Below are 20,039 nucleotides of genomic sequence, written 5' to 3' on the forward strand. Positions count from 1 at the left end.
CACGCTGAAGGTCCTGCAGCGGGTCATCCGCAACACCGGAGGACGGGCCTGGCACCACTGACGTCCCCGCCGCCCAGGCCGCGCCCGCGGGTCCGCTCGTACGGGCGGCACCGCCGGGCCCGACCCTAGCGACCCGTCAGTAACCTCGCCCGGTAGCCGGAAAACCCCCACGCGGCCATTCCCCCGCCCCGCGCTCCCACTACAATGCCCAGGTGCGCGAAGACTCCGGGGGACGGAGGCGACGGGCACGGCCGATGACAGGCCCGTCCGCCCTCCGGTGGTCGGCCCGTCGCAGGGGAGTCCAGTACGCGGGCACGGCTGAACAGTCGCAAGACGGATCTGTCACCATTCTCCACAGGCAAGAGTTCGCCCAGGAGTCCACCCGGACGGGGGAACGCGGCACCCCGCGCTCCCGCCCCCACGGACTCCGACGACCGCGGCGGACGATCCCGGCTTGGCGGGGAGTCGTCCAGTGGCCACGGATGCAAGGACCAGTCGGACCGGGACAGCCCTGGACCGGTCGGGTCGAGGACGCGACCAGGAGATGGATGGGACCGCGGAGTGCGGGGCAACGACCGCTACGAGGCTGACGATCACCTCTCCCAGTTCGAGGCCGAGATGGGTCGGACTCGGAAGGAGCGGGACAAGGCAGTCGAGCATGCCGAGGACCTCGCCTACCAGGTGGAGGTGCTCCGGGCCAAGCTGCACGAGTCCCGTCGCATGCTCGCCCAGCCGCGCGCCTTCGACGCCGTCTCCGGCCAGGCCGAGCAGATGCTCCGCACCGCCGAGATGCAGGCCCAGCAGCTGCGCGCCGACGCCGAGCGCCAGCTGCGCGACTCCCAGGCCGCGACCCAGCGGATCATGGCCGAGGCCGCCGAACGCACCGCCCGCCTGGAGGCCGAGCTCACCGCCCGCCGCCACCAGCTGGAGGAGGAGCTCGCCGAGCTGCGCCGCGCCGCCGAGCAGCACGTCAACGGCTGGGCCGAGCAGACCCGGGCCGGCACCGAGCAGGAGGCCCAGCGCCTGCTCCAGGAGGCCCGCGCCGAGGCCGAGCGGATGGTCGCCGCCGCCCGCGCGGAGGCCGCCGCCCTCTCCGACCAGGCCCGCGCCCAGACCGCCGCCGACGTGGACGCCGCCCGCGGCGAGGCCCGGGCCGCCGCCGAGGCCGCCCTGCAGAGGGCCCAGAGCGACGCCGAGCGCCTGCTGCGGGCCGCCTCCGAGCAGGCCCAGCAGGCCGGCGCCCAGGCCGCCGCCGACGTCGACGCGGCCCGCGGCCAGGCCCAGCAGGAGCTGGCCGCCGCACACGCCGCCGCCGAGCAGCAGCTCGCCGTCGCCCACGCCGAGATCAGCCGGCTCAAGGAGCAGGCCGCCGCCGAACAGGCCAGCGCCGCCCAGCAGCTCACCGCCGCGAAGGCCGAGATAGAGCGGCTGCGCGCGGAGGCGATCGCCGAGGCCGAGCGCACCCGCCGGGAGGCCGCCGAGCTGCGCGCCCAGGCCGAGCAGGCCGCCGAACAGCTCCAGGCCGACGCCGAGGCCGCCGCCGAGCGCAAGGTCGCCGACGGCGAGGCCGCGAGCGAGCAGCGCTCGCAGACCGCCCGGGCCGAGGTGGCCCGGATGGTCGCCCAGGCCACCAGCGAGGCCGCCGCGATCCGCGCCGAGGCCGAGGCGATCCGCGCCGAGGCCGCCACCAAGCAGGCCGAGGCGGACGCCGCCAGGGCCGCCGCCGCCGAGGAGAGCGAGCGGCTGCGGGCCACCGCCGAGTCGGTCGCCGCCGAACTCAAGGCCGAGGCCGAGGCCGCCATCGCCGAACTGCGCGCCCGGGCCGAGCGGGACCTGGCCGAACTGCGCGCGCAGGCCGAGGCCGACGCCCGGCGGCTGCGCAGCGAAGCCGAGGAGGAGGGCCGGGCGGCCGGCGCCAAGGACGCCACCGTCCACCTCGCCACGGCCGCCAAGACCGCCGAGGAGGTGCTCGGCAAGGCCAACCAGGACGCCGAGGCCGCCCGCACCGAGGCCGCCGCCGAGGCCGAGCGGATCCGCGCCGAGGCCCGGGCCGAGGCGCAGCGGCTGCGCGAGCAGGCCCAGGCCGCCGTCGAACAGGCCCAGAACGCCGCCCTGGACGACGCCGCCGCGATCCGCGAGCGGATCGAGCAGATGCAGGACGAGGCGGCCCGGCTGCGCGCCGAGGCCGAGGAGCTGCGCGCCGAGGCCGCGGCCGAGGCCGACCGGGTGCGCAGTGAGGCCCGCCGCCAGGCCGTGCTGCAGATCGAGGAGTCGGCGAAGAACGCCGAGGAGCTGCTCACCAAGGCCAAGGCCGACGCGGACGAGCTGCGCGCCGGGGCCGCCGGGGAGATCGAGCGGCTGCGCGAGCAGGCCCAGGAGCAGGCCGCCGAGACCCAGGGGCGGGCCGAGCAGACCCTGGCCCGGGCCCGCGCCGAGGCCGCGAAGATCACCGCCGCCGCCGAGCAGCAGGGCCAGGACGCCCTGGCCGCGGCCAAGGCGGCGGCCGCCGAGAACCGGGCCGCCGCCGAGCGCGAGACCGCCGAACTGCGGCGTGAAGCCGCCGAGTTCGACCAGCGGGTGCGCACCGAGGCGGGTGCCGCCGCCGAGGCGCTGACCGCCGACGCCCAGGCCGAGGCGAACGCCGTGCGCGACGCCGCGGTCGCCGACGCCGAGCGGGTGCGCACCGAGGCCGACACCGAGGCCGCCCGCACCCGGGCCGAGGCCGAGGCCGCTGCGAAGGCGCTGCGCGAGGAGAGCCTGCGCGAGCACGAGGCGGCCGCCGCCGGACTGCAGCGCGAACGCGAGGAGACCGCCGAGCAGCTGGCCGCCGCCCGCGCCGCCCGGGAGCAGGCCGAGCAGGCCGCCGCCGAGCTGGCCGAGCGCACCGCCGAGGAGGCCAACGAGGTCCGCGCCGCCGCCGACGAGTACGCCGCCCGGCAGCGCGAGAGCGCCGACCGCGAGGCCGCCGAGCTGCGCGCCCTCACCCAGCGGCAGACCGCCGAGCAGCGCGAGAGCGCCGAGGCCTACGCCGACCGGGTCCGTACCGAGGCCGAGCAGGCCGCCGCCGAGCTCGCCGAGCGCACCGCCGCCGAGACCACCGCGCAGCGCGAGGCCGCCGACCGGTACGCCGCCGAGCTGCGCACCGAGGTCGAGCAGTACGCGACCGACCGCCGCACCGAAGCCGACGAGCTGCTGGAGCAGGCCCGTACCACCGCCGAGCAGCGCCTCGCCGAGGCCGCCGAGGACGCCGAGGCCACCCGGGAGAAGGCGGCCGCCGAGCTGGCGCTGGCCAACGAGCAGGCCGAGACGGTCCGGGCCGAGGCCGGCCGGGAGCTGTCCGAGGCCCGTGCCACCGCCGAGAGCGTCCGTGCCGAGGCGGCCGCCGTCCTGGAGCAGGCCAGGGCCGACGGCGAGGAGGTGCTCGCCGCCGCCCGCGCCGAGGGCGCCGAGCTGGTCGCCGCCGCCGACGAGGAGGCCGCCGGGATCCGCCAGTCGGTGGCCGGCCTGCACGAGGCCGCCGCCGAGCAGATCACCGCGCTGAAGGCCGCCGCCGAGCAGGAGGCCGCCGGGATCCGCGAGCGCGCCGAGCAGGACGCCGCCGAGACCCGCGCCCTCGCCGAGCGCGAGACCTCCGAGCAGCGCGCGGCCGCCGAGGAGTACGCCACCGAGCACCGCGCCGAGGCGGACGCCTACGCGGCCGAGGTGCGCGACCTGGCCGACCGGGAGACCGCCGAACAGCGCGACCTGGCCGAGCAGTACAGCACCGAGCAGCGCGAGGCCGCCGACCGGTACAGCGCCGACCTGCGCGCCCGTACCGAGGCCGAGGCCGCCGCCCTGCGCGAGCAGACCGAGCTGGAGCTCGCCGCCGAGCGCGAGGCCGCCGAGGCCGAGCTGGCCCGCCGGCGCGCCGAGGCCCAGGCCTACGACGAGCAGCTGCGCGCCGACGCCGAGGCCGAGCTGCGCGCCGCCCGGGAGGCCGCCGAGCAGCTGCGTGCCGACGCCGAGGCCCAGGCCGCCCGGACGGTCGCCGAGGCCGAGGAGCTGGCCGCCGGCCTGCGCGCCGAGGCCGAGGAGTACGCCCTCGCCACCCGCTCGCTGGCCGACGAGTACGACAGCGCCACCCACGCCCGCGCGGACGCCTACGACGCGCAGACCCGGGAGGCCGCCGAGCAGTTCGACAAGGCCACCCGCGAGCAGGCCAAGTCCGTCCTGGAGAAGGCCTTCGCGGACGCCGAGGCGCTCGGCGAGGACGCCCAGACCACCGCGCTGGCCACCACCGCCGCCGCCGAGGAGCAGGCGGACGCGATGGTCGCCGCCGCCCGCAAGGAGGCCGACCGCCTGGTCGCGGCCGGCGAGGCGGCCGGGCAGGCGGCGGTCGAGAAGGGCCGCGCCGACGCGGACGCGCTGCTCGCCGAGGCCCGCCGGGACGCGACCGCCATCCGCGAGCGCGCGGAGGAGCTGCGCGAGCGCACCGACGCCGAGGTCGAGGCGCTGCACGAGCGCGCCCGCAAGGAGAACGCGGCGGCCATGAAGTCGGCCGGCGAGCGGGTGGACGCCCTGGTGACGGCCGCTCAGGAGCAGCTGACGGAGGCAGAGGAGCAGGCCGTGGCCACCGTCGCCGAGGCCGAGGAGCGCGCCGCCGCCCTGATCGCGGCCGCCGAGGAGCGCGCGGGCGAGCTGACCTCGGAGGCCTCCGCGGAGGCCAGCAAGGTCCGGCTCTCCGCCGTCCGCAAGGCCGAGGGCCTGCTCAAGGAGGCGGAGACCAAGCTCGCCAACTCCACCGACCGCGCCGAGGCGCTGATCGAGAAGGCCGAGGCCAAGCTGCAGTCGGCCGAGGCCGAGGCGGAGGAGCGGCTGGAGGTCGCCGCCACCGAGGCGGAGAAGCGGCTGCGGGACGCCGAACGCACCGCCGACGAGCAGATCGAGCTGGCCAAGGCCGAGGCCGAGCGCCTGGTCGCCGAGGCGAAGGCCGAGGCCAAGCGGGTCACCGACGAGGGCCGGCGCGAGCTGGACGAACTGGTGCGCCGTCGCAAGGACATCAACACCGAGATCTCCAGGGTCCAGGACGTGCTGTCCGCGCTGGAGGCCTTCGAGGCGCCGACACCGGTCGCCCAGACCAACGGGGGAAGCAGCAAGAAGGACGGGGGTGCCAAGGCCGGTGCCGGAGTTGGCTCCCCCCGGTCGGGTGGCAATCGCTCCAAGAACGCACCACCCGATTGAGCGGACATTGGCGGTCATTGTCCGTGAGACAACGGCATTTCGCCGTCGACACTCCGGTACCGTGTCAGGATTCCCTCAACCACCTCAGCGGTTTGACGACAGGAAGCCCAGAGTCCCATGAGCGACAGTCACTCCCCTCACGGCTTCGACCTGGTGCGCCGTGGGTACGAGCGCGCCCAGGTCGACGAGCGGATCACCAAGCTGGTGGCCGATCGTGACAGCGCACTGACCCGGATCAGCGCGCTGGAGAAGCGCATCGAGGAGCTCCACCTGGAGACCCAGACCGCCCAGGCCGCGGTCGCCGAGCAGGAGCCCTCCTACGCCGGTCTCGGAGCCCGGGTCGAGAAGATCCTGCGGCTCGCCGAGGAGGAGGCCAAGGACCTGCGCGACGAGGCGCACCGCGCCTCCGAGCAGCACCGCGAGCTCGCCGAGGCCGCCGCCCAGCAGGTCCGCACCGAGGCCGAGAACTACGCCAAGGACCGCAAGGCCAAGGCGGAGGACGAGGGCCTGCGGATCGTCGACAAGGCGAAGAGCGACGCCGCCCAGCTGCGCGCCGAGGCCAACAAGGACGCCCAGAACAAGCGCGAGGAGGCGGACGCCCTCTTCGAGGAGACCCGCACCAAGGCCGCCCAGGCCGCGCTGGAGTTCGAGACCAACCTGGCCAAGCGCCGCGAGCAGTCGGAGCGCGACCTGGCCGCCCGTCAGGCCAAGGCCGAGAAGCGCCTCGCCGAGATCGAGCACCGGGCCGAGCAGCTGCGCCTGGAGGCGGAGAAGCTGCGCACCGACGCCGAGCGCCGTGCCCGCCAGACCGTCGAGACGGCCCAGCGCCAGTCCGAGGACATCGTGGCGGACGCCAACGCCAAGGCCGACCGCATCCGCAGCGAATCCGAGCGCGAGCTCGCGGCGCTGACCAACCGCCGCGACAGCATCAACGCCCAGCTGACCAACGTCCGCGAGATGCTGGCGACGCTGACCGGCGCGGCCGTGGCCGCCGCCTCGCTGCCGAACGACGACACCATGGGCGTGCCCGCCCAGCAGTCGCGCTGACGCCCGGCAGTCGCGCTGCCGCCCGGCGGCGAGCCCGGGCCGGCACGGTCCGGCGCGGCCCTTGTGACAGGCCCTCACCCTCCCGGGTGAGGGCCTGTCGGCTTTCCGCGCGTCACTACCTCGGGTAGGCCCCGTCGGGCCGCTGGTGGCCGCTGCTGAGCTGGTTGCCCTCGTCGTCCGAGACGGTGCCGAACCAGGAGGTGCACCAGACCGACACCGAGTCGGGCCAGTACTGGACCTCGAACGGGTGCCCGGGCCCGTAGTCGCCGTACGAGGTGACGATGAAGGTCTCCCCCGGGCGGAGCCAGTAGTCCTCCCCGAGCGGTTCCAGGGTCAGTTCGACCAGTCCCTCGCCGCGGTTGGTCACCGGCATCCGGCCGGTCACCTCCAGGGCGGAGAAGTCCCAGCCCGCCGCGTCCCGACTCATCCGGCGGCCACCCGGGCGAGCAGCCGGCGGACGGCCGCGTCGAACGCCCCGGGTGCCTCCAGGGCCGTCAGGTGGCCCACCCCGGGGACGACGGTCAGCTCGGCGTCCGGGCGGGCCCGGAGCATCGCGTCGGCTTCCTCCGCGGGCACCAGGGCGTCCTGGGCGCCCGTGACGACCGAGACCGGCACCCGCAGCCCCGCCAGGACGTCCAGCGAGTCGGGGCGAGCCGCCATGGCCCGCTGGGCCCAGGCGACGGAGGCGGGCGGCGCGGCGGCGACCATCTCCCGCACCCGCTCGAGCAGGTGCCCGGAGTCCGGCCCGAGCTGCCCGGCCGCGACGTCCTCGTCCAGCAGCAGTCGGACGCTGTTCCGGGCGGTGACGGCGGCGGCGATCCGCTCGCGGTTCGCCCGGGCCGCATCGGCGTCGGCGGTGGCGCGGGTGTTGGCGAGCAGCAGTCCGGCCAGCCGGTGCGGGTGGCGGCGGGCGAAGGCCAGCGCCACGTAGCCGCCCATGGAGAGTCCGCCGACCACCGCGCGCTCGATCCCGGCCGCGTCCAGCAGCAGGGCGAGGTCGTCGGCGACCAGGTCCAGCGAGGGTTCGTCGGGCCCGAGTTCGGTGCCGCCGAAGCCCCGCTGGTCGGGGGCGAGCACCCGGACCTCGTCGCCGCTCAGGCCGGGCAGCGCGTCCAGTTGGGTGGACCACATCGAGGCGTTCAACGGAAAGGCGTGCAACAGCACCAGGGGTGTTCCGGTTCCGCTCTCACGGACCGACACTACGGAGGGGAGACCACTCACGCGCCCACCTCACTACGCCCGGCGTGGGCGCCGGCCCACGCGTACCCCTCGATGACTGGCCCGCTTCGCTCGCTCATGGGCCCCACCGTATTCCGGTGCGCCCGGCGGGCCCACTCAGCGGGCCGCGTTATCCGCTTTGTCCTAGCCTGACAAGGAGTAAGGGAGCGCGAATGATCGAGTTGCACGACCTGACAAAGCGTTACGGCAAGACGCTCGCGGTGGACCGGCTCAGCTTCCAGGTCCCCCGGGGGGTGGTCACCGGGTTCCTCGGCCCCAACGGCGCCGGCAAGTCCACCACCATGCGCATGATCCTCGACCTCGACCGTCCGACCTCGGGCCGGGTCACCATCGACGGCAAGCGCTACGGACAGCTCAGCGAGCCGCTCAAGTACATCGGGGCGCTGCTGGAGGCCAAGGCCGTGCACCCCGGCCGCACCGCCCGCGACCACCTGCTCTGGCTCGCCCAGAGCAACCGGATCCCGGAGCGCCGGGTGGACGAGGTGCTGGCCCTGGTCGGCCTCACCCCCGTCGCCCGCAAGCGGGCCCGCGGCTTCTCGCTCGGCATGGGCCAGCGCCTGGGCATCGCCTCCGCCCTGCTCGGCGACCCGGAGATCGTCATGTTCGACGAGCCGGTCAACGGTCTGGACCCGGAGGGCATCCTCTGGATCCGCAACCTCATGAAGCGCCTGGCCGCCGAGGGCCGCACCGTCTTCGTCTCCTCCCACCTGATGAGCGAGATGGCCGTCACCGCCGACCACCTGGTGGTGATCGGCCGGGGCCGGCTGCTCGCCGACCTCCCGATGCCGGAGTTCATCCGGCGCAACTCCCGCTCCGCCGTCCGGCTGCGCAGCCCGCAGCCCGAGCGCCTGCTCGACGTGCTGGCCGCGGCCGGCCTGCGGCACGAGCCGGGCCCGGAGGGCTCCTACGAGGTGGTCGACGGCGACCTCGCCGCGCTCGGCGAGCTGGCCGCGGCGCACGGCGTGGTGCTGCACGAACTCAGCCCGCAGCAGGCCTCGTTGGAGGAGGCGTTCATGCAGATGACGGCGGACTCGGTGGAGTACCACGCGGGCGAGGGGCCGGGCCGGGACGCGGCCGGCGCGCCCGGCACGTGGGGTGCCGGGTGGAAGGCGGCCGGCGCCCGGTCGGCCGACGCCCGGTCCACCGACGCCCGGGCGGCCGCCTCGGCACGGCAGGAGGAGAACTGAGATGGCGTACTTCCCGGCGATCGTGCGCTCCGAGTGGACGAAGATCCGCAGCGTCCGCTCCACCGTCTGGACGCTCGCGCTGACCTTCGTCGTCACCGTGGGCATCGGCGCACTGCTGTCCCTGCTCACCAACAACAACTTCACCGAGTTCCGGCGTCACGACCAGGCCCCGTTCGACGCCACCGGCACGGCCTTCTCCGGCATCATGCTCGGCGAGCTGGCCATCATCGTCTTCGGCGTGCTGGCGATCGGCAACGAGTACAGCACCGGGATGGTCCGGGTCACCCTGGCCGCCGTCCCCCAGCGCGGCACCCTGCTCACCGGCAAGGCGCTGGTGCTGGGCGCGCTGGCCCTGGTGGTCTCGCTGGTGACGGCCTTCGTGACCTTCTTCGTCGGCCAGTCGCTGCTCGGCAGCCACTCGACGACCCTGGGCGAGCCGAACGTGCTGCGCGCGGTGTTCGGCGCGGCGCTGTACCTGACGATGCTCTGCCTGTTCTCGGCCGGGGTCACGGCCATGCTGCACAACCAGACGCTCGCCCTCGGCGTGCTGGTGCCGTTCTTCTTCCTGCTCTCGCCGATCCTCTCGGCGGTGCCGAAGGTCAAGACCCTGGCGCACTACTTCCCCGACTACGCGGGCTCGCGGATGCTGCTGGTGTACGAGCAGAACGGCCAGCCGTACGGGCCGTGGGCGGGCTTCGCGATCTGCCTGGCCTGGACCGCGGCCGCCCTGGTCGGCGGCGCGCTGGTGCTCAAGAACCGCGACGCCTAAGGAGGCGTGGCCGGGCCCGGGAGGGCGGTCAGTACCGCGGAGCGCCGCGGCCCCGCAGGATGTTGGAGGCCCGGCGCTCCCGCGCTCCCCAGCACGCGCGGTGCCAGTGCCGCCGGTCGTCCACCCCGGCGCCGTGCATCGGCCAGGCCACCACGTGGCCCACCCCGGGCGGGATCTCCTGGTCGCAGCCCGGGCAGCGGTAGGACCGCCCCGAGGTGCCCGCGACGGTCTGGACCACCCAGTCGTCGCCCCGGTAGTTCTCGGTTCGGCGCAGCGATCCGCCGAGCGGTTCGGCCGGCTCGGCGCTCTCGCGCTGGGCGCTCTTGATCCGGTTGCGGCGGGGCACGGCGGACTGCCTCTCTTCCGGGGGCTCGAAGCCGTTCCAGCCTACGGCCGCCCGGCCCCTGGAACGGCCTCTATCACGGGTCGGGCCGGTGGTCCGGTGTTTTTGCCGAGATCCACCCGATCATCGAGCAGATTCGGGGTTCAGCGTGCCATTGGCACATGACATCGGATACCCACGAAGGGAACAGGCGGGGCTCGCAGACCCTGCGTGCACCCGAGGAGGCCCAAGGATGACCAAGACCACCCCCCGCGCCGAGACCCGTCGGCCCGTCGGCGTCCGGCCGCCCGCCCCCGGTCCGGCGCTGGCCTCCGCGCCGCCGCTGACCGCCGTCCCGGGCGAACCGCTCACCGCCGGACAGCGCAGCGGCGCGCTGCCGCCGGACACCGCACCGGTGCGGGTCGGCGCGTTCCTGCTGTCCGCGCAGTTCCCCGGCCAGACCCACGGCGAGGCGCTGGAGCGGACCGTCCGGGCCACCGTCGAGGCCGAACGCGCGGGCCTGGACAGCGTCTGGCTGGCCGAGCACCACTTCGTCCCGTACGGGGTCTGCCCCGACGCGGCGACGCTGGCCGGGCTGCTGCTCGGCCGCACCCGCCGCATCGGCGTCGGCACCGCCGTCAGCGTGCTCTCCACCCGCCACCCGGTGGTGCTCGGCGAGCAGGCCGCGCTGCTGCACCTGACCTCCGGCGGACGCTTCACCCTGGGGGTCGGCCGCGGCGGGCCGTGGATCGACCTGGACGTCTTCGGCAGCGGCGTGGACGCCTACGAGACCGGGTTCCCGGAGCGCCTCGACCTGCTGATGCGCTGGCTGCGCGGCTCCCGGGTGGGCGCCGACGGCCCGCAGTTCTCCTTCCCGGAGGTGCCGGTGGTGCCGCAGGCCACCGAGTCGCTGCGCCGCCCCGGCCTGGGCAGCTGGCTCGGCCTGGACGAGCCCTCCGGCCCGGTGCGCTTCCCGCGCCAGCGCCAGGACCCCGACGGTCTCGCGGAGGAACTCACCAGCGCCGGACGGCCGGTGGCCGGCCCGCCGGTGGTGGTCGCCTGCACCTCGCCGAACGGCGTGAAGCTGGCTGCCGAACGCGGCCTGCCGATGCTCCTCGGCATGCACTCGGGCGACGACGACAAGCTGCGCATGCTGGAGCTCTACCGCGCCGCCTGGCTGGCCGCCGGACGCGGCGAGGAGCAGCTGCGCCGGATCAACCGCCAGCACGTCGCCGCCGGGGTGGCGCAGGTGGACGACCGCACCTCGCAGGCCCGGGCCGTCCTGCTGAACTCGATGCCCGGCTGGTTCGAGTACGGGCTGGGCGCGCACCGCACCGTGGACGGCCGCGAGCGGAAGATGCGCGACCCGCACCAGTACACCGAACTCCTCTGCGACCTGCACGCGGTGGGCACGCCGAGGCAGTGCGCCGACCGGCTGCTGGCCACCGCCGAGCGCACCGGCATCCGCCGGTTCGCCCTGCTCGCGGAGGGCAGCGGGGACCGCGAGGCGACCGTGCACAACATCGCCCGGCTCGGCTCCGAGGTGCTGCCGCAGCTGAGTTGAGAGCCGTGACCGCCGCCCGTCCCCCCGCACCGGGGGGACGGCAACGGCCGACACCGCCGGGATCAGCAGTCCCGCAGTTCCTCGGACTGGTTGAGCAACTGCTCCCGGACGGACGTGAAGCGGTCGTAGCGCGCCTCGTTGGCCTCGGACGGCAGGAACACCGCCACCCGGTGACAGTTCTGGAACGCCAGCCGCACCCCGAAGTGCCGCTGCAGGGCGCCCCGGATGGCATCGCTGGCCAGGGCGCGCAGCAGCTGGCCGCGGGCCTGCTCACTGGGCGGCGGCACCTGGTTGTCGGCGAAGTCGGTGCCGTCGACCTTCGCCTGGGCGACCAACGAGCTGATCAGGTCCCAGGCGTACGGCAGCGAGACGCGGACGCAGTCGACGAATTCCCGCTCGTCGACCTCGCCCCGCTCAGCCTTCTCCAGCAGGGCCGGTGAGACGTCGAGCGACATGGATTCTCCTCTCGCGGTCCACCCGCGCGGCGCCCGGGTGGTCGTGCGTAGTCCAAGCTCACAAGTGAGGGTGGGCGAAATCGCAGGGATGTCCGGAACACGGTGGTACGGGGGTTTCCGGCACCTTTGCGAAAGGCGGGGGCACACGGGACGTGACGTCCCGGACACCGACCGCGTCAGAACAGCGTGGCAGTCAACGGCGGGGAGGGCTGGTCATTCCTGGGGATTACTCCGGAAACACGCCTTGGTGCACCAGATTGGCCAGATCCCGTCGGATCGTTCATCTGAACTCTCCATCCCCGTTGACAGCGAACCCGCAGTCGTGCCGTCACACACCGTAGCGGCCGGATGGCGCGGGCGCCAGAGCGCGACGAGGCGGCGGTGGGATCGCCGAACCTCCATGTTCGCGGGGTTCGCGCTTTCTTCACCCGGTCGTCGCGGAATCGCATCAACTGGCCCCGGTGGGCTAGCGTGGTCGACCGTGCGTCTCGTAATTGCCCGCTGCTCAGTCGACTATGCCGGTCGGCTCTCCGCCCATCTGCCCTCCGCCACCAGGCTCATCCTGGTCAAGGCCGACGGCAGCGTCAGCATCCACGCCGACGACCGCGCCTACAAGCCGCTCAACTGGATGTCCCCGCCGTGCGCCCTCAAGGAGGCCGACGGGGTCTGGACGGTGGAGAACAAGGCCGGCGAGAAGCTCATCATCACCCTGGAGGAGGTGCTGCACGACTCCTCCCACGAGCTCGGGGTGGACCCGGGTCTGATCAAGGACGGCGTGGAGGCGCACCTCCAGGAGCTGCTCGCGGACCGGATGGAGGTGCTCGGCACCGGCTGGTCGCTGATCCGCCGCGAGTACCCGACCGCGATCGGCCCGGTCGACATCCTCTGCCGTGACGCCGACGGCGCCACGGTGGCCGTCGAGATCAAGCGCCGCGGCGAGATCGACGGCGTCGAGCAGCTCACCCGCTACCTCGAACTCCTCAACCGGGACCCGCTGTTGGCCCCGGTCAAGGGCGTCTTCGCCGCACAGGAGATCAAGCCCCAGGCACGCGTCCTGGCCACCGACCGGGGCATCGGCTGCGTGGTCCTGGACTACGACGAGCTGCGCGGCATCGACGACGACAAGCTCAAGCTGTTCTGATCCTCAACTCGGGGACGAGGTCGCGGATCCCGTCCCGGTCGGCGTCGTCGGCGTGGCCGGCGGCGCCGTCGTCGGTGTCGGGCTCGGGGTGGTCGACGGCGCCACCGTGTGGCTCGGCGTCGGCTGGGAGGGCTTCGGGCCCGGCTGGGTCGGCTGCGACTGCCCCGGCGGCTGGGAGGGCTGCGGCTGTCCCGGTGCGGGCGGCTGCGGCTGCGGCTGCTGCGGGGCGTCCGAGGTGGTGGCTCCGGGCGAGGCGCTGGCCCTCCTGGTCGGCGAGGCGCTCGACGGGTGCGAGGCGCTGCCGCTGACCGTGGGCTCCGCACCGGTGCCCACCCCCGCCGGGCCGCTCGGATCGCCCCCGCCCGTACCGGGCGCCGCCGGGCCGCTGTCGGCGGACGGCACCGGCATCGGCGCGTTCCCGGTGTCGCCCGCGTCGTCCAGCCGGCCGTGCGGGTCGTTCCCCCGGTGCTCCTCGGGCCCGGTGATGCTCATCGCCACCGCCGTGCCGAGCATGCCGAAGGTGAGCACGGCGGCGGAGGCCACCACCACCCGGCGCCGCTTGCGGGCCCGGGCCTTCAGCCCGGCCGGCACCCGGGCGGCGATCTTGCGGATCACCGGGCCGCGGCCCGGCGCCGCCGCGGCCGCGGCGGCGGGCAGCTGCCGGCCCTCGGCGCGCAGCAGGTCGAGCATCCGGCGCGCGGCGGCGACCCCGCGTTGCTCCCCGGCGGTGACCCGCAGGGTGAGCGCGGTCTCCAGCTCGGCGATCGCCCGGGACGGCTGCTGGACGCAGAGCGCGTGGACGCCCGCCTCGTGGTGGAACCACGCCTGGTCGACCGTCGCGCCGGTGCGCCGGGCGGCCTCCAGACCGAGCTGGAGCACCCGCTCCCAGGCGCCCCAGCGCAGCGACAGCGCCAGTGCGGGCGCCGCCGCCCGGGCCAGTCGGACCACCGCCTCGTGCCGCCCGGCGGCCCGGTCGGCCAGCAGGACCCCGACGATGACCTCGGCCTCGGCGGCGATCTGCTCCAGCGTCACCGAACTGTGCCCGACCCACCAGGCGAAGTGCTGGGCGGCGCCGTCCACGCAGCCGCGGGCCGGCCAGTGCGGCAGGAGCAGTTCCAGCGCCCCGGCGGTCAGCCGGTGGTGCCCGCCGATGGACACCGCCAGCCCGGCGTCGGCGAGTTCGGCCAGCGCGCTCTCGCCCTGGCCGACGTCGATCAGCGCGGGCAGGTGCGGTGCGGTCGGGCACTCGCCGCCGAGCGCGACGGCGAGCCGCAGCACGGCCTGCGCGGGCTCGCTCAGCCCCTCGGCGAGCCGGACGGCGGGCGAGGCGGTCTCGGCGACCGAGGGCAGCGGGACGGTGCGGCGCAGCGCGTCCTCGCGCACCGCCGGATCGGGGTCGCGGGCGGGCTCGTCGAGCGCGCCGAAGACATCCAGCCGGTCCTCCTCGGCGGCGACCAGCGCGTCCACCGCGACGTCGCGCTGGCGCAGCAGCGCGGCGGCCTGGACGAAGCGCAGCGGCAGTCCCTCGGACTCGAACCAGAGGTCGACCGCCCACGCCTTCTCGGCGACGTCCAGGGGCCGTCCGGCCAGGCGGGCGGTGAGGGTGAGGCAGGCGGAGCGGGAGAGCCCGGCGACGGGGTGGTCCTGCAGCCGGGAGCCGGCGGGCAGCGCCGGGCCGCCGGGGGCGACCGAGATCAGGAAGGCGCAGCGGGGGGCGGCGGCGAGCAGTTCCTCCAGCTCGGCGCCGGTCGGCTCGGCCTCGTCGATCACGACGACGGCGCTGATCCCGGCGAGGTGGGCGGCCAGCTGACCGGGGTCGGGGCGGTAGCCGGGGGCGTGGTGGGTGGCCGCGAAGAGGTCCTGGAGCAGGTCGGCGGCGGTGCGGCGGTGGCCGCAGAGCTGGACGACGCCGCCGGGGGCGAGGTCGGCCGCGGCCTCGGCGACGGCCGACAGCAGGGTGCTGCGGCCCGAGCCGGCCTGGCCGACCAGGCGTATCGACCGGCCCTCCGCGAGCAGGCCGAGCAGTTCGGCGATGTCGGCCTCGCGGTCGAGCAGCGGCAGGTCGGTGGGCCCGGCGCCGAGGGCGAGCGGGCCGACGGCGCGGCCGACGCCGCCGACCGGGCCGCGGGCGGGTTCGCTGCGCTCGAGCCGGCGCGGGCGGGGGCGCCACTCCTCCGGACAGGGCCGGGCCTCGGAGCCGTCCGGGGCTCCGACACCGACCAGCAGGCCGCCGGAGACCAGTTCCCCACCGCGGGTGCGGACGGCCTCCTGCCGGAACTCCCCGGTTGGCTGTGCCACGTTCTGCTCCGCATCGTGCTCGGCCGCCGGCCCCGCGCCGGGCGGCACACGTCTCGGTCGCGGCCGCGGGCGGGCCCTGGGCGGCCGTCTTCTGACGGGCAGACTCTCGCACATCCGGGCCCGCGCGTGTAGCGCGGTCCGGTCGGAGGAGGCCGGAGACCGTGCGCTCAGAGCACGTGGGCCTCGGCGATGCCGCCGTCGACGGCCAGGATGCGGTGCAGTTTGGTGGCCACCAGCAGCCGCTGGAGCTGCGCGGGGACGGAGCGCAGGACGAGCCGGCGGCCGATCCGGCCGGCCCGCCGGTGGGTGCCCATGATCACGCCGAGGCCGGTGGCGTCCCAGAACTCCAGTCGGGCGAGGTCCAGCACGAGGTCGCCGAGTCCCCCGTCCACGGCCTGGTGCAGCAGGGCCCGCGCGTCGGCGGCGGTGCGCACGTCGAGGCGGCCTTCGATGGCCAGCGCCGTGTGGTCGCCGGTGATGCGCATGCTCTCCTCCTTCGCCTGGGTGGCCTGGTCGGGGTGGTCCGCCCCGGCCGCGCGGACTCGGGAGCGGGGGTCCGGATCGGGCTGGGACCGCCGGGCGGGACGCCTGTGGCGGCTCGGCCCGCACCCGCCCCGGTCGGAATGCCGGGTTCCCTCATCTGACGGTGGAGCAGCGCCGCAGGTTGCTGGTTCCCGCCCCGGTCTGAAGCAACTTCACTCGTCCGAGGGAATATACGCAGGAACTCTCCACACCTACGCTCGATTACCGCCCAAATCACCCGTCTGCGGCACCCGGCGTGAGGAAACTCACCCGTCCCGGCGCGGTGGGCCGCACGATGCTCCGATCGCACGGCCCACCAGGGCGTTCAGCGCCGTCGGCTCACTTGCCCTCGTACGGGTAGAAGCCGCGGCCGCTCTTGCGGCCGAGGTCGCCGGCGGTGACCATCCGGGCCATGATCTCCGGGGCGGCGAACTTCTCGTCCTGGGTCTCGGTGTAGATGTTGCGGGCGGCGTGCAGCAGGATGTCCACCCCGGTCAGGTCGGCGGTCTGCAGCGGGCCCATCGCGTGGCCGAAGCCCAGGCGGCAGGCGGTGTCGATGTCCTCGGCGGTGGCCACGCCCGACTCGTACAGCTTGGCGGCCTCCACGACCAGCGCGGTGATCAGGCGGGTGGTGACGAAGCCGGCCACGTCGCGGTTGACCACCACGACCTCCTTGCCGACGCCCTCGGCGTAGGCGCGGGCGGCGGCCAGGGTCTCGTCGCTGGTCTTGTAGCCGCGCACCAGCTCGACCAGCTTCATCATCGGGACGGGCGAGAAGAAGTGCACGCCCACGACGGACTCCGGGCGCTGGGTGGCGGCGGCGATCCGGGTGATCGGGATGGCGGAGGTGTTGGAGGCCAGCACGGCGCCGTCCTTGGCGAGCTTGTCCAGCTCGCGGAAGACGCCCTCCTTGACGTCCAGCTGCTCGAACACGGCCTCGACCACGATGTCGGCCTCGGCGACGGCGCCCAGGTCCGTGGTGGTGGTGATCCGGCCCAGCGCGGCCTCGGCGTCCTCGGCGCTCATCCTGCCCTTGGCGACGAACTTCTCGTACGAGGCGCGGATGCCCGCGAGGCCGCGCTGCAGCGCCTCCTCGGTGACGTCCCGCAGCACCACCGGGTGACCGGCCTGCGCGGACACCTGGGCGATGCCGGCGCCCATCAGGCCGGCACCGATCACGGCGATCTGCTTGCTGGACGCATTGCTCATGGCTTGGTCTCCCGATGCCGTCGCCGCCCCGAGGGCGGGCCCTGAAGGCGGCTCAGGGCAGGGGTTGCCGCCGGAGAGCCGCATCGCTCAATTCCGGGACTCTAGTGCCAGGATCCGCCGGGCAGTAGCAATCGGGAGTGTGATCTGCAACCGACCTGGTCAGTCGCCCACGTCGCTGGTCAGACGGTCCCACGGCCTGACGGTCCTATGGTCCTAAGGTCCTACGGGTCCTACGGTTCTGCCGTTCTACGGTCCCCCGGCCTGGCGGGCCCTGCGGTCCCGCGGTCAGATGCTCAGCCCGAGGTCCTGGGCCAGGATCGCCGCCTGCACCCGGCTGCGCAGCCGCAGCTTCGCCAGGATCCGGCTCACATGGGTCTTGGTGGTCGCCTCCGCCATCTCCAGCCGGCGCGCGATCTCCCCGTTGGACAGCCCCGCCCCGATGCAGGCCAGCACCTCCCGCTCACGGGCGGTCAGACCGGCCACCGCCGCCTTCGCCTCCGGCCCGACCTGCCGCTCCGGGCGGGCGAAGGCGCCGATCAGCCGCCTGGTCACCGAGGGCGCCAGCATGCCGTCCCCGCGCGCCACCGTGCGGATGCCCTCGACCAGGGTGTCCGCCTCCAGGTCCTTCAGCAGGAACCCGGCCGCACCGGCCCGCAGCGCGCCGTAGACGTACTCGTCCAGGTCGAAGGTGGTGAGCACGAGCACCTGGGCGGCCCCGGCGGCGACCACCTGGCGGGTCGCCGAGACGCCGTCCAGCCGGGGCATCTGCACGTCCATCAGGACCACGTCCGGCCGCAGCTCCAACGCCAGCCGGACGGCCTCCTCCCCGTCGGCGGCCTGTCCGACCACCTCCAGGCCGGGCTCGGCCCGCAGGATCATCACCAGCGCGGTCCGCACCGCCGCCTGGTCCTCGGCCACCAGCACCCGGATCGTCATGCCCGTCCCCCGCTCTCCCGGTCGTGCGGCAGCACCGCGCGCACGCTCCACCTGCCGTCCTTCGGCCCGGCCTCCAAGCTGCCGCCGAGCAGCCCGGCCCGCTCCCCCATGCCCACCAGTCCGGCCCGTGCGCCTGGCAGTTCGCGCCCCGGTTCGTCCCGGTACGGGCTGTCGACGGCGATCCGCAGCTGCTCCGGCCCGAACTCCAGCCGCAGGGTGACCAGTCCGGGTCCGGCGTGCTTGAGCGCGTTGGTCAGCGACTCCTGCACGATCCGGTACGCGGCCAGGCCGACCGGCACCGGCACCTCGCCTCGCTCGCCGTCCTCGGTCAGCTCGAAGTCCAGCCCGACTCCCTGCCCCGCCGCCCGGGCCTTCACCAGCAGGGCGTCCACCGCGGCGAGGTCGGGTGCCGCGTAGGACTCGTCCGCCTCCCCGCCGCCGCTGTCGCGGAGCAGTCCGATCATGCGACGCATTTCGGCCAATCCCTGGACGCTGTTCTCCCGGATCACCGCCAGCACCTCGACCAGCGGATCGTCCTCGGCCAACCGCCGTCGCCGGGCGACCGACTGGGCGCCGGTGGCGTGGATCGCGATCGCCGACAGGTGGTTGGCCACCACGTCGTGCAACTCCCTTGCCATCCTGGCCCGTTCGGCGACCACCGCCTCACGCCGGTCCATCTCCGAGAGCAACGCGGTCTGTTCGGCCCGCAGCCGCTCGGTCTCCGCCTCCTGCCGGTGCTTGCGCACCACGTCCCCGGTCCACACCGGCGCCAGGAACACCAGCGAGCTGACCACCACGATCAGCAGCCCGGCCCCGGTGCCGGATTTCCACCAGATCAGGCTGGAGAGCACCAGCACCGTCGAGCCGCCGGTCAGGTGCAGCACCCGCGACATCCGGGCAGTGCCGTAGACCACCGCCGCATACAGCAGATCGGTGTACATGATCATCGTCGCCAGCAGACTGCCGGCGCACAGGCTCCCGGCGAACGTCAGCCCGCCGAGCGCCACCGTGAGCACCGGCCGGGTGCGCCGCACCAGCTCCAGCCCGGCCATCACCACCAGCGGCAGCACCACGGCCCACAGCGGCAGCCGGTCGGCGCCTTCGTACACCTTGAAGACGATCAGGACCGCGCCGCCGAGCAGCCCGGCCAGGGCGATCAGCCGGTCCACGCGGCGCGGGGGGATGGGCGGTACGAGCACGCCCCCATCTCACCATCCCCGGGCCCCTCCTCCGCTCCCGTCCACGGAGGAGGCGGCTACATCGAAAGGTGCAGGCCCCTCCGGCACCGGGCGACGACGACACCGCCGCACCCGCGCGGGAGGCTGGTCGCACCGCCGAGACGTCCGGGAGCAGAACGTGATCGTCACCCTCATCGCCGCGGCCGAGATCTCCTGGTGGATCGTGCTCGGCCTCGCGCTCTCCGCCCGCTACCTGCTGCGCTGGCGCCGCACCAGCACCGCGCTGCTGATCGGCCTGCCGCTGGTCGACCTCGCCCTGTACGTCCTCACCGTGCTGAACCTGCGCGGCGGCGCCGAGGCCGGCTGGATGCACGCCCTCGCCGCGAGCTACGCCGGCTTCTCGGTCGGCTACGGCCCCTCGCTGGTCGCCTGGGCCGACCGGCACTTCCTGCACCGCTTCGCCGGCGGCCCGAAGCCGCTGCCCTCGCCCAAGTACGGCCCGGAACGCACCGCGTACGAGTGGCGGATCGCGGGCCGCACCGTCGTCTCGTCCGCGATCACCCTGGCCCTGATCACCCTGCTCGTCCCGCTCTCGGCCGGCTCGGCCCACTTCGGCACCTTCGCCCAGTGGTACTGGCGGCTGGGCATCGCGGCCGTCGTCAACGTGATCGTGGCCGGCTGCTTCTCGATCTGGCCCAAGGAGCCGCCGGCCGGCGTACGGGTCGAGAACGGCCGGGTGGTGGAGCCGGCCCCGGCCGAGCACGCCGGCCCGCGGTCGTAGCCGCGCCCCGGTCCGGCCGGGTCCGGCCGGTCGTGCCGGGCTGGACCGGACCGGACCGGCCGGACGGGCCCTAGCGGCAATGCCGGTGACTTTGGTGTCTGTGGCTCGTTGGTTGTGGTGTGGCAAGGGTGGGGCAGGTCAAGTCGCCTGCGGGTGAGCGGTTGTCGGACC

At 74.7% G+C, this 20,039-nt stretch carries 16 protein-coding genes; 7 read left to right on the plus strand and 9 right to left on the minus strand.

Going from position 1 to position 20,039, the window contains the following annotated elements:
* Positions 1–561: 561 nt before the first annotated feature.
* Both ABT247_RS20775 and ABT247_RS20780 read left to right on the plus strand, forming a co-directional pair.
* Complete coding sequence (locus tag ABT247_RS20775) at positions 562–5,220, plus strand: polarized growth protein Scy-related protein (protein ID WP_350744289.1); 4,659 nt, start codon at positions 562–564, stop codon at positions 5,218–5,220.
* A 117-nt stretch (positions 5,221–5,337) separates the two neighbouring features.
* Positions 5,338–6,267 (plus strand): coiled-coil domain-containing protein, encoded by a 930-nt coding sequence (locus ABT247_RS20780; RefSeq protein WP_313765567.1) that lies wholly within the window; start codon positions 5,338–5,340, stop codon positions 6,265–6,267.
* 115 nt (positions 6,268–6,382) lie between these two features.
* On the opposite strand, the gene ABT247_RS20785 is transcribed toward ABT247_RS20780, so the two are convergent.
* Together ABT247_RS20785 and ABT247_RS20790 are read right to left on the minus strand one after the other, a co-directional pair.
* Positions 6,383–6,694: a hypothetical protein gene (locus ABT247_RS20785; RefSeq protein WP_350744290.1), complete on the minus strand. Its 312-nt coding sequence runs from the start codon at positions 6,692–6,694 to the stop codon at positions 6,383–6,385.
* On the minus strand, positions 6,691–7,488 hold the full coding sequence (locus ABT247_RS20790; protein ID WP_350744291.1) for an alpha/beta fold hydrolase: 798 nt from the start codon (positions 7,486–7,488) through the stop codon (positions 6,691–6,693). Before ABT247_RS20790 ends, ABT247_RS20785 begins: the two co-directional genes overlap by 4 nt.
* 170 nt (positions 7,489–7,658) lie before the next feature.
* Here ABT247_RS20790 and ABT247_RS20795 point away from each other — a divergent pair, with 170 nt between their 5' ends.
* Positions 7,659–8,693 carry an ABC transporter ATP-binding protein gene (locus tag ABT247_RS20795; protein WP_350744292.1) on the plus strand — a complete coding sequence of 345 codons (1,035 nt, stop codon included), beginning with the start codon at positions 7,659–7,661 and terminating at the stop codon, positions 8,691–8,693.
* A 1-nt stretch (position 8,694) separates the two neighbouring features.
* Positions 8,695–9,462: an ABC transporter permease gene (locus tag ABT247_RS20800; RefSeq protein ID WP_350744293.1), complete on the plus strand. Its 768-nt coding sequence runs from the start codon at positions 8,695–8,697 to the stop codon at positions 9,460–9,462.
* Between the two features lie 28 nt (positions 9,463–9,490).
* Here the strand turns inward: ABT247_RS20800 and ABT247_RS20805 are convergent, their stop codons facing one another.
* A complete protein-coding gene (locus ABT247_RS20805) occupies positions 9,491–9,808 on the minus strand; it encodes an Rv1322 family protein (RefSeq protein ID WP_392894543.1) in 318 nt (105 codons plus the stop codon).
* A 391-nt stretch (positions 9,809–10,199) separates the two neighbouring features.
* Here ABT247_RS20805 and ABT247_RS20810 point away from each other — a divergent pair, with 391 nt between their 5' ends.
* Positions 10,200–11,348, plus strand: coding sequence for an LLM class flavin-dependent oxidoreductase (locus ABT247_RS20810; RefSeq protein WP_350744301.1), 1,149 nt, complete (start codon positions 10,200–10,202; stop codon positions 11,346–11,348).
* Positions 11,349–11,410: 62 nt separating this feature from the next.
* Here ABT247_RS20810 and ABT247_RS20815 read toward each other — a convergent pair whose 3' ends face one another.
* On the minus strand, positions 11,411–11,803 hold the full coding sequence (locus ABT247_RS20815; RefSeq protein WP_045694845.1) for an SCO5389 family protein: 393 nt from the start codon (positions 11,801–11,803) through the stop codon (positions 11,411–11,413).
* A gap of 481 nt (positions 11,804–12,284) precedes the next feature.
* On the opposite strand from ABT247_RS20815, the gene nucS reads away from it, so the two are divergent.
* Complete coding sequence (gene nucS / locus ABT247_RS20820) at positions 12,285–12,944, plus strand: endonuclease NucS (protein ID WP_030235828.1); 660 nt, start codon at positions 12,285–12,287, stop codon at positions 12,942–12,944.
* Between the two features lie 3 nt (positions 12,945–12,947).
* Here the strand turns inward: nucS and ABT247_RS20825 are convergent, their stop codons facing one another.
* The 5 genes from ABT247_RS20825 to ABT247_RS20845 form a co-directional block, all read right to left on the minus strand.
* Positions 12,948–15,242: an ATP-binding protein gene (locus ABT247_RS20825; protein WP_350744294.1), complete on the minus strand. Its 2,295-nt coding sequence runs from the start codon at positions 15,240–15,242 to the stop codon at positions 12,948–12,950.
* 167 nt (positions 15,243–15,409) lie between these two features.
* The gene (locus ABT247_RS20830; RefSeq protein WP_350744295.1) at positions 15,410–15,727 is read right to left on the minus strand and encodes an STAS domain-containing protein; all 318 of its coding nucleotides are present in this window, start codon (positions 15,725–15,727) and stop codon (positions 15,410–15,412) included.
* A 376-nt stretch (positions 15,728–16,103) separates the two neighbouring features.
* Entirely contained in the window at positions 16,104–16,973 is an 870-nt protein-coding gene (locus ABT247_RS20835) for a 3-hydroxyacyl-CoA dehydrogenase family protein (RefSeq protein WP_350744296.1), read from the minus strand.
* A gap of 285 nt (positions 16,974–17,258) precedes the next feature.
* Positions 17,259–17,909: a response regulator gene (locus ABT247_RS20840; protein ID WP_350744297.1), complete on the minus strand. Its 651-nt coding sequence runs from the start codon at positions 17,907–17,909 to the stop codon at positions 17,259–17,261.
* Positions 17,906–19,108 carry a sensor histidine kinase gene (locus tag ABT247_RS20845; protein ID WP_350744298.1) on the minus strand — a complete coding sequence of 401 codons (1,203 nt, stop codon included), beginning with the start codon at positions 19,106–19,108 and terminating at the stop codon, positions 17,906–17,908. The genes ABT247_RS20840 and ABT247_RS20845 overlap by 4 nt, the downstream gene beginning before the upstream one ends.
* 157 nt (positions 19,109–19,265) lie before the next feature.
* Here ABT247_RS20845 and ABT247_RS20850 point away from each other — a divergent pair, with 157 nt between their 5' ends.
* Positions 19,266–19,868, plus strand: coding sequence for a hypothetical protein (locus ABT247_RS20850; RefSeq protein ID WP_350744299.1), 603 nt, complete (start codon positions 19,266–19,268; stop codon positions 19,866–19,868).
* Positions 19,869–20,039: the final 171 nt, after the last annotated feature.

This window comes from Kitasatospora sp. NPDC001539 (assembly GCF_040298565.1).
In the GTDB taxonomy this organism is placed as follows: domain Bacteria; phylum Actinomycetota; class Actinomycetes; order Streptomycetales; family Streptomycetaceae; genus Kitasatospora.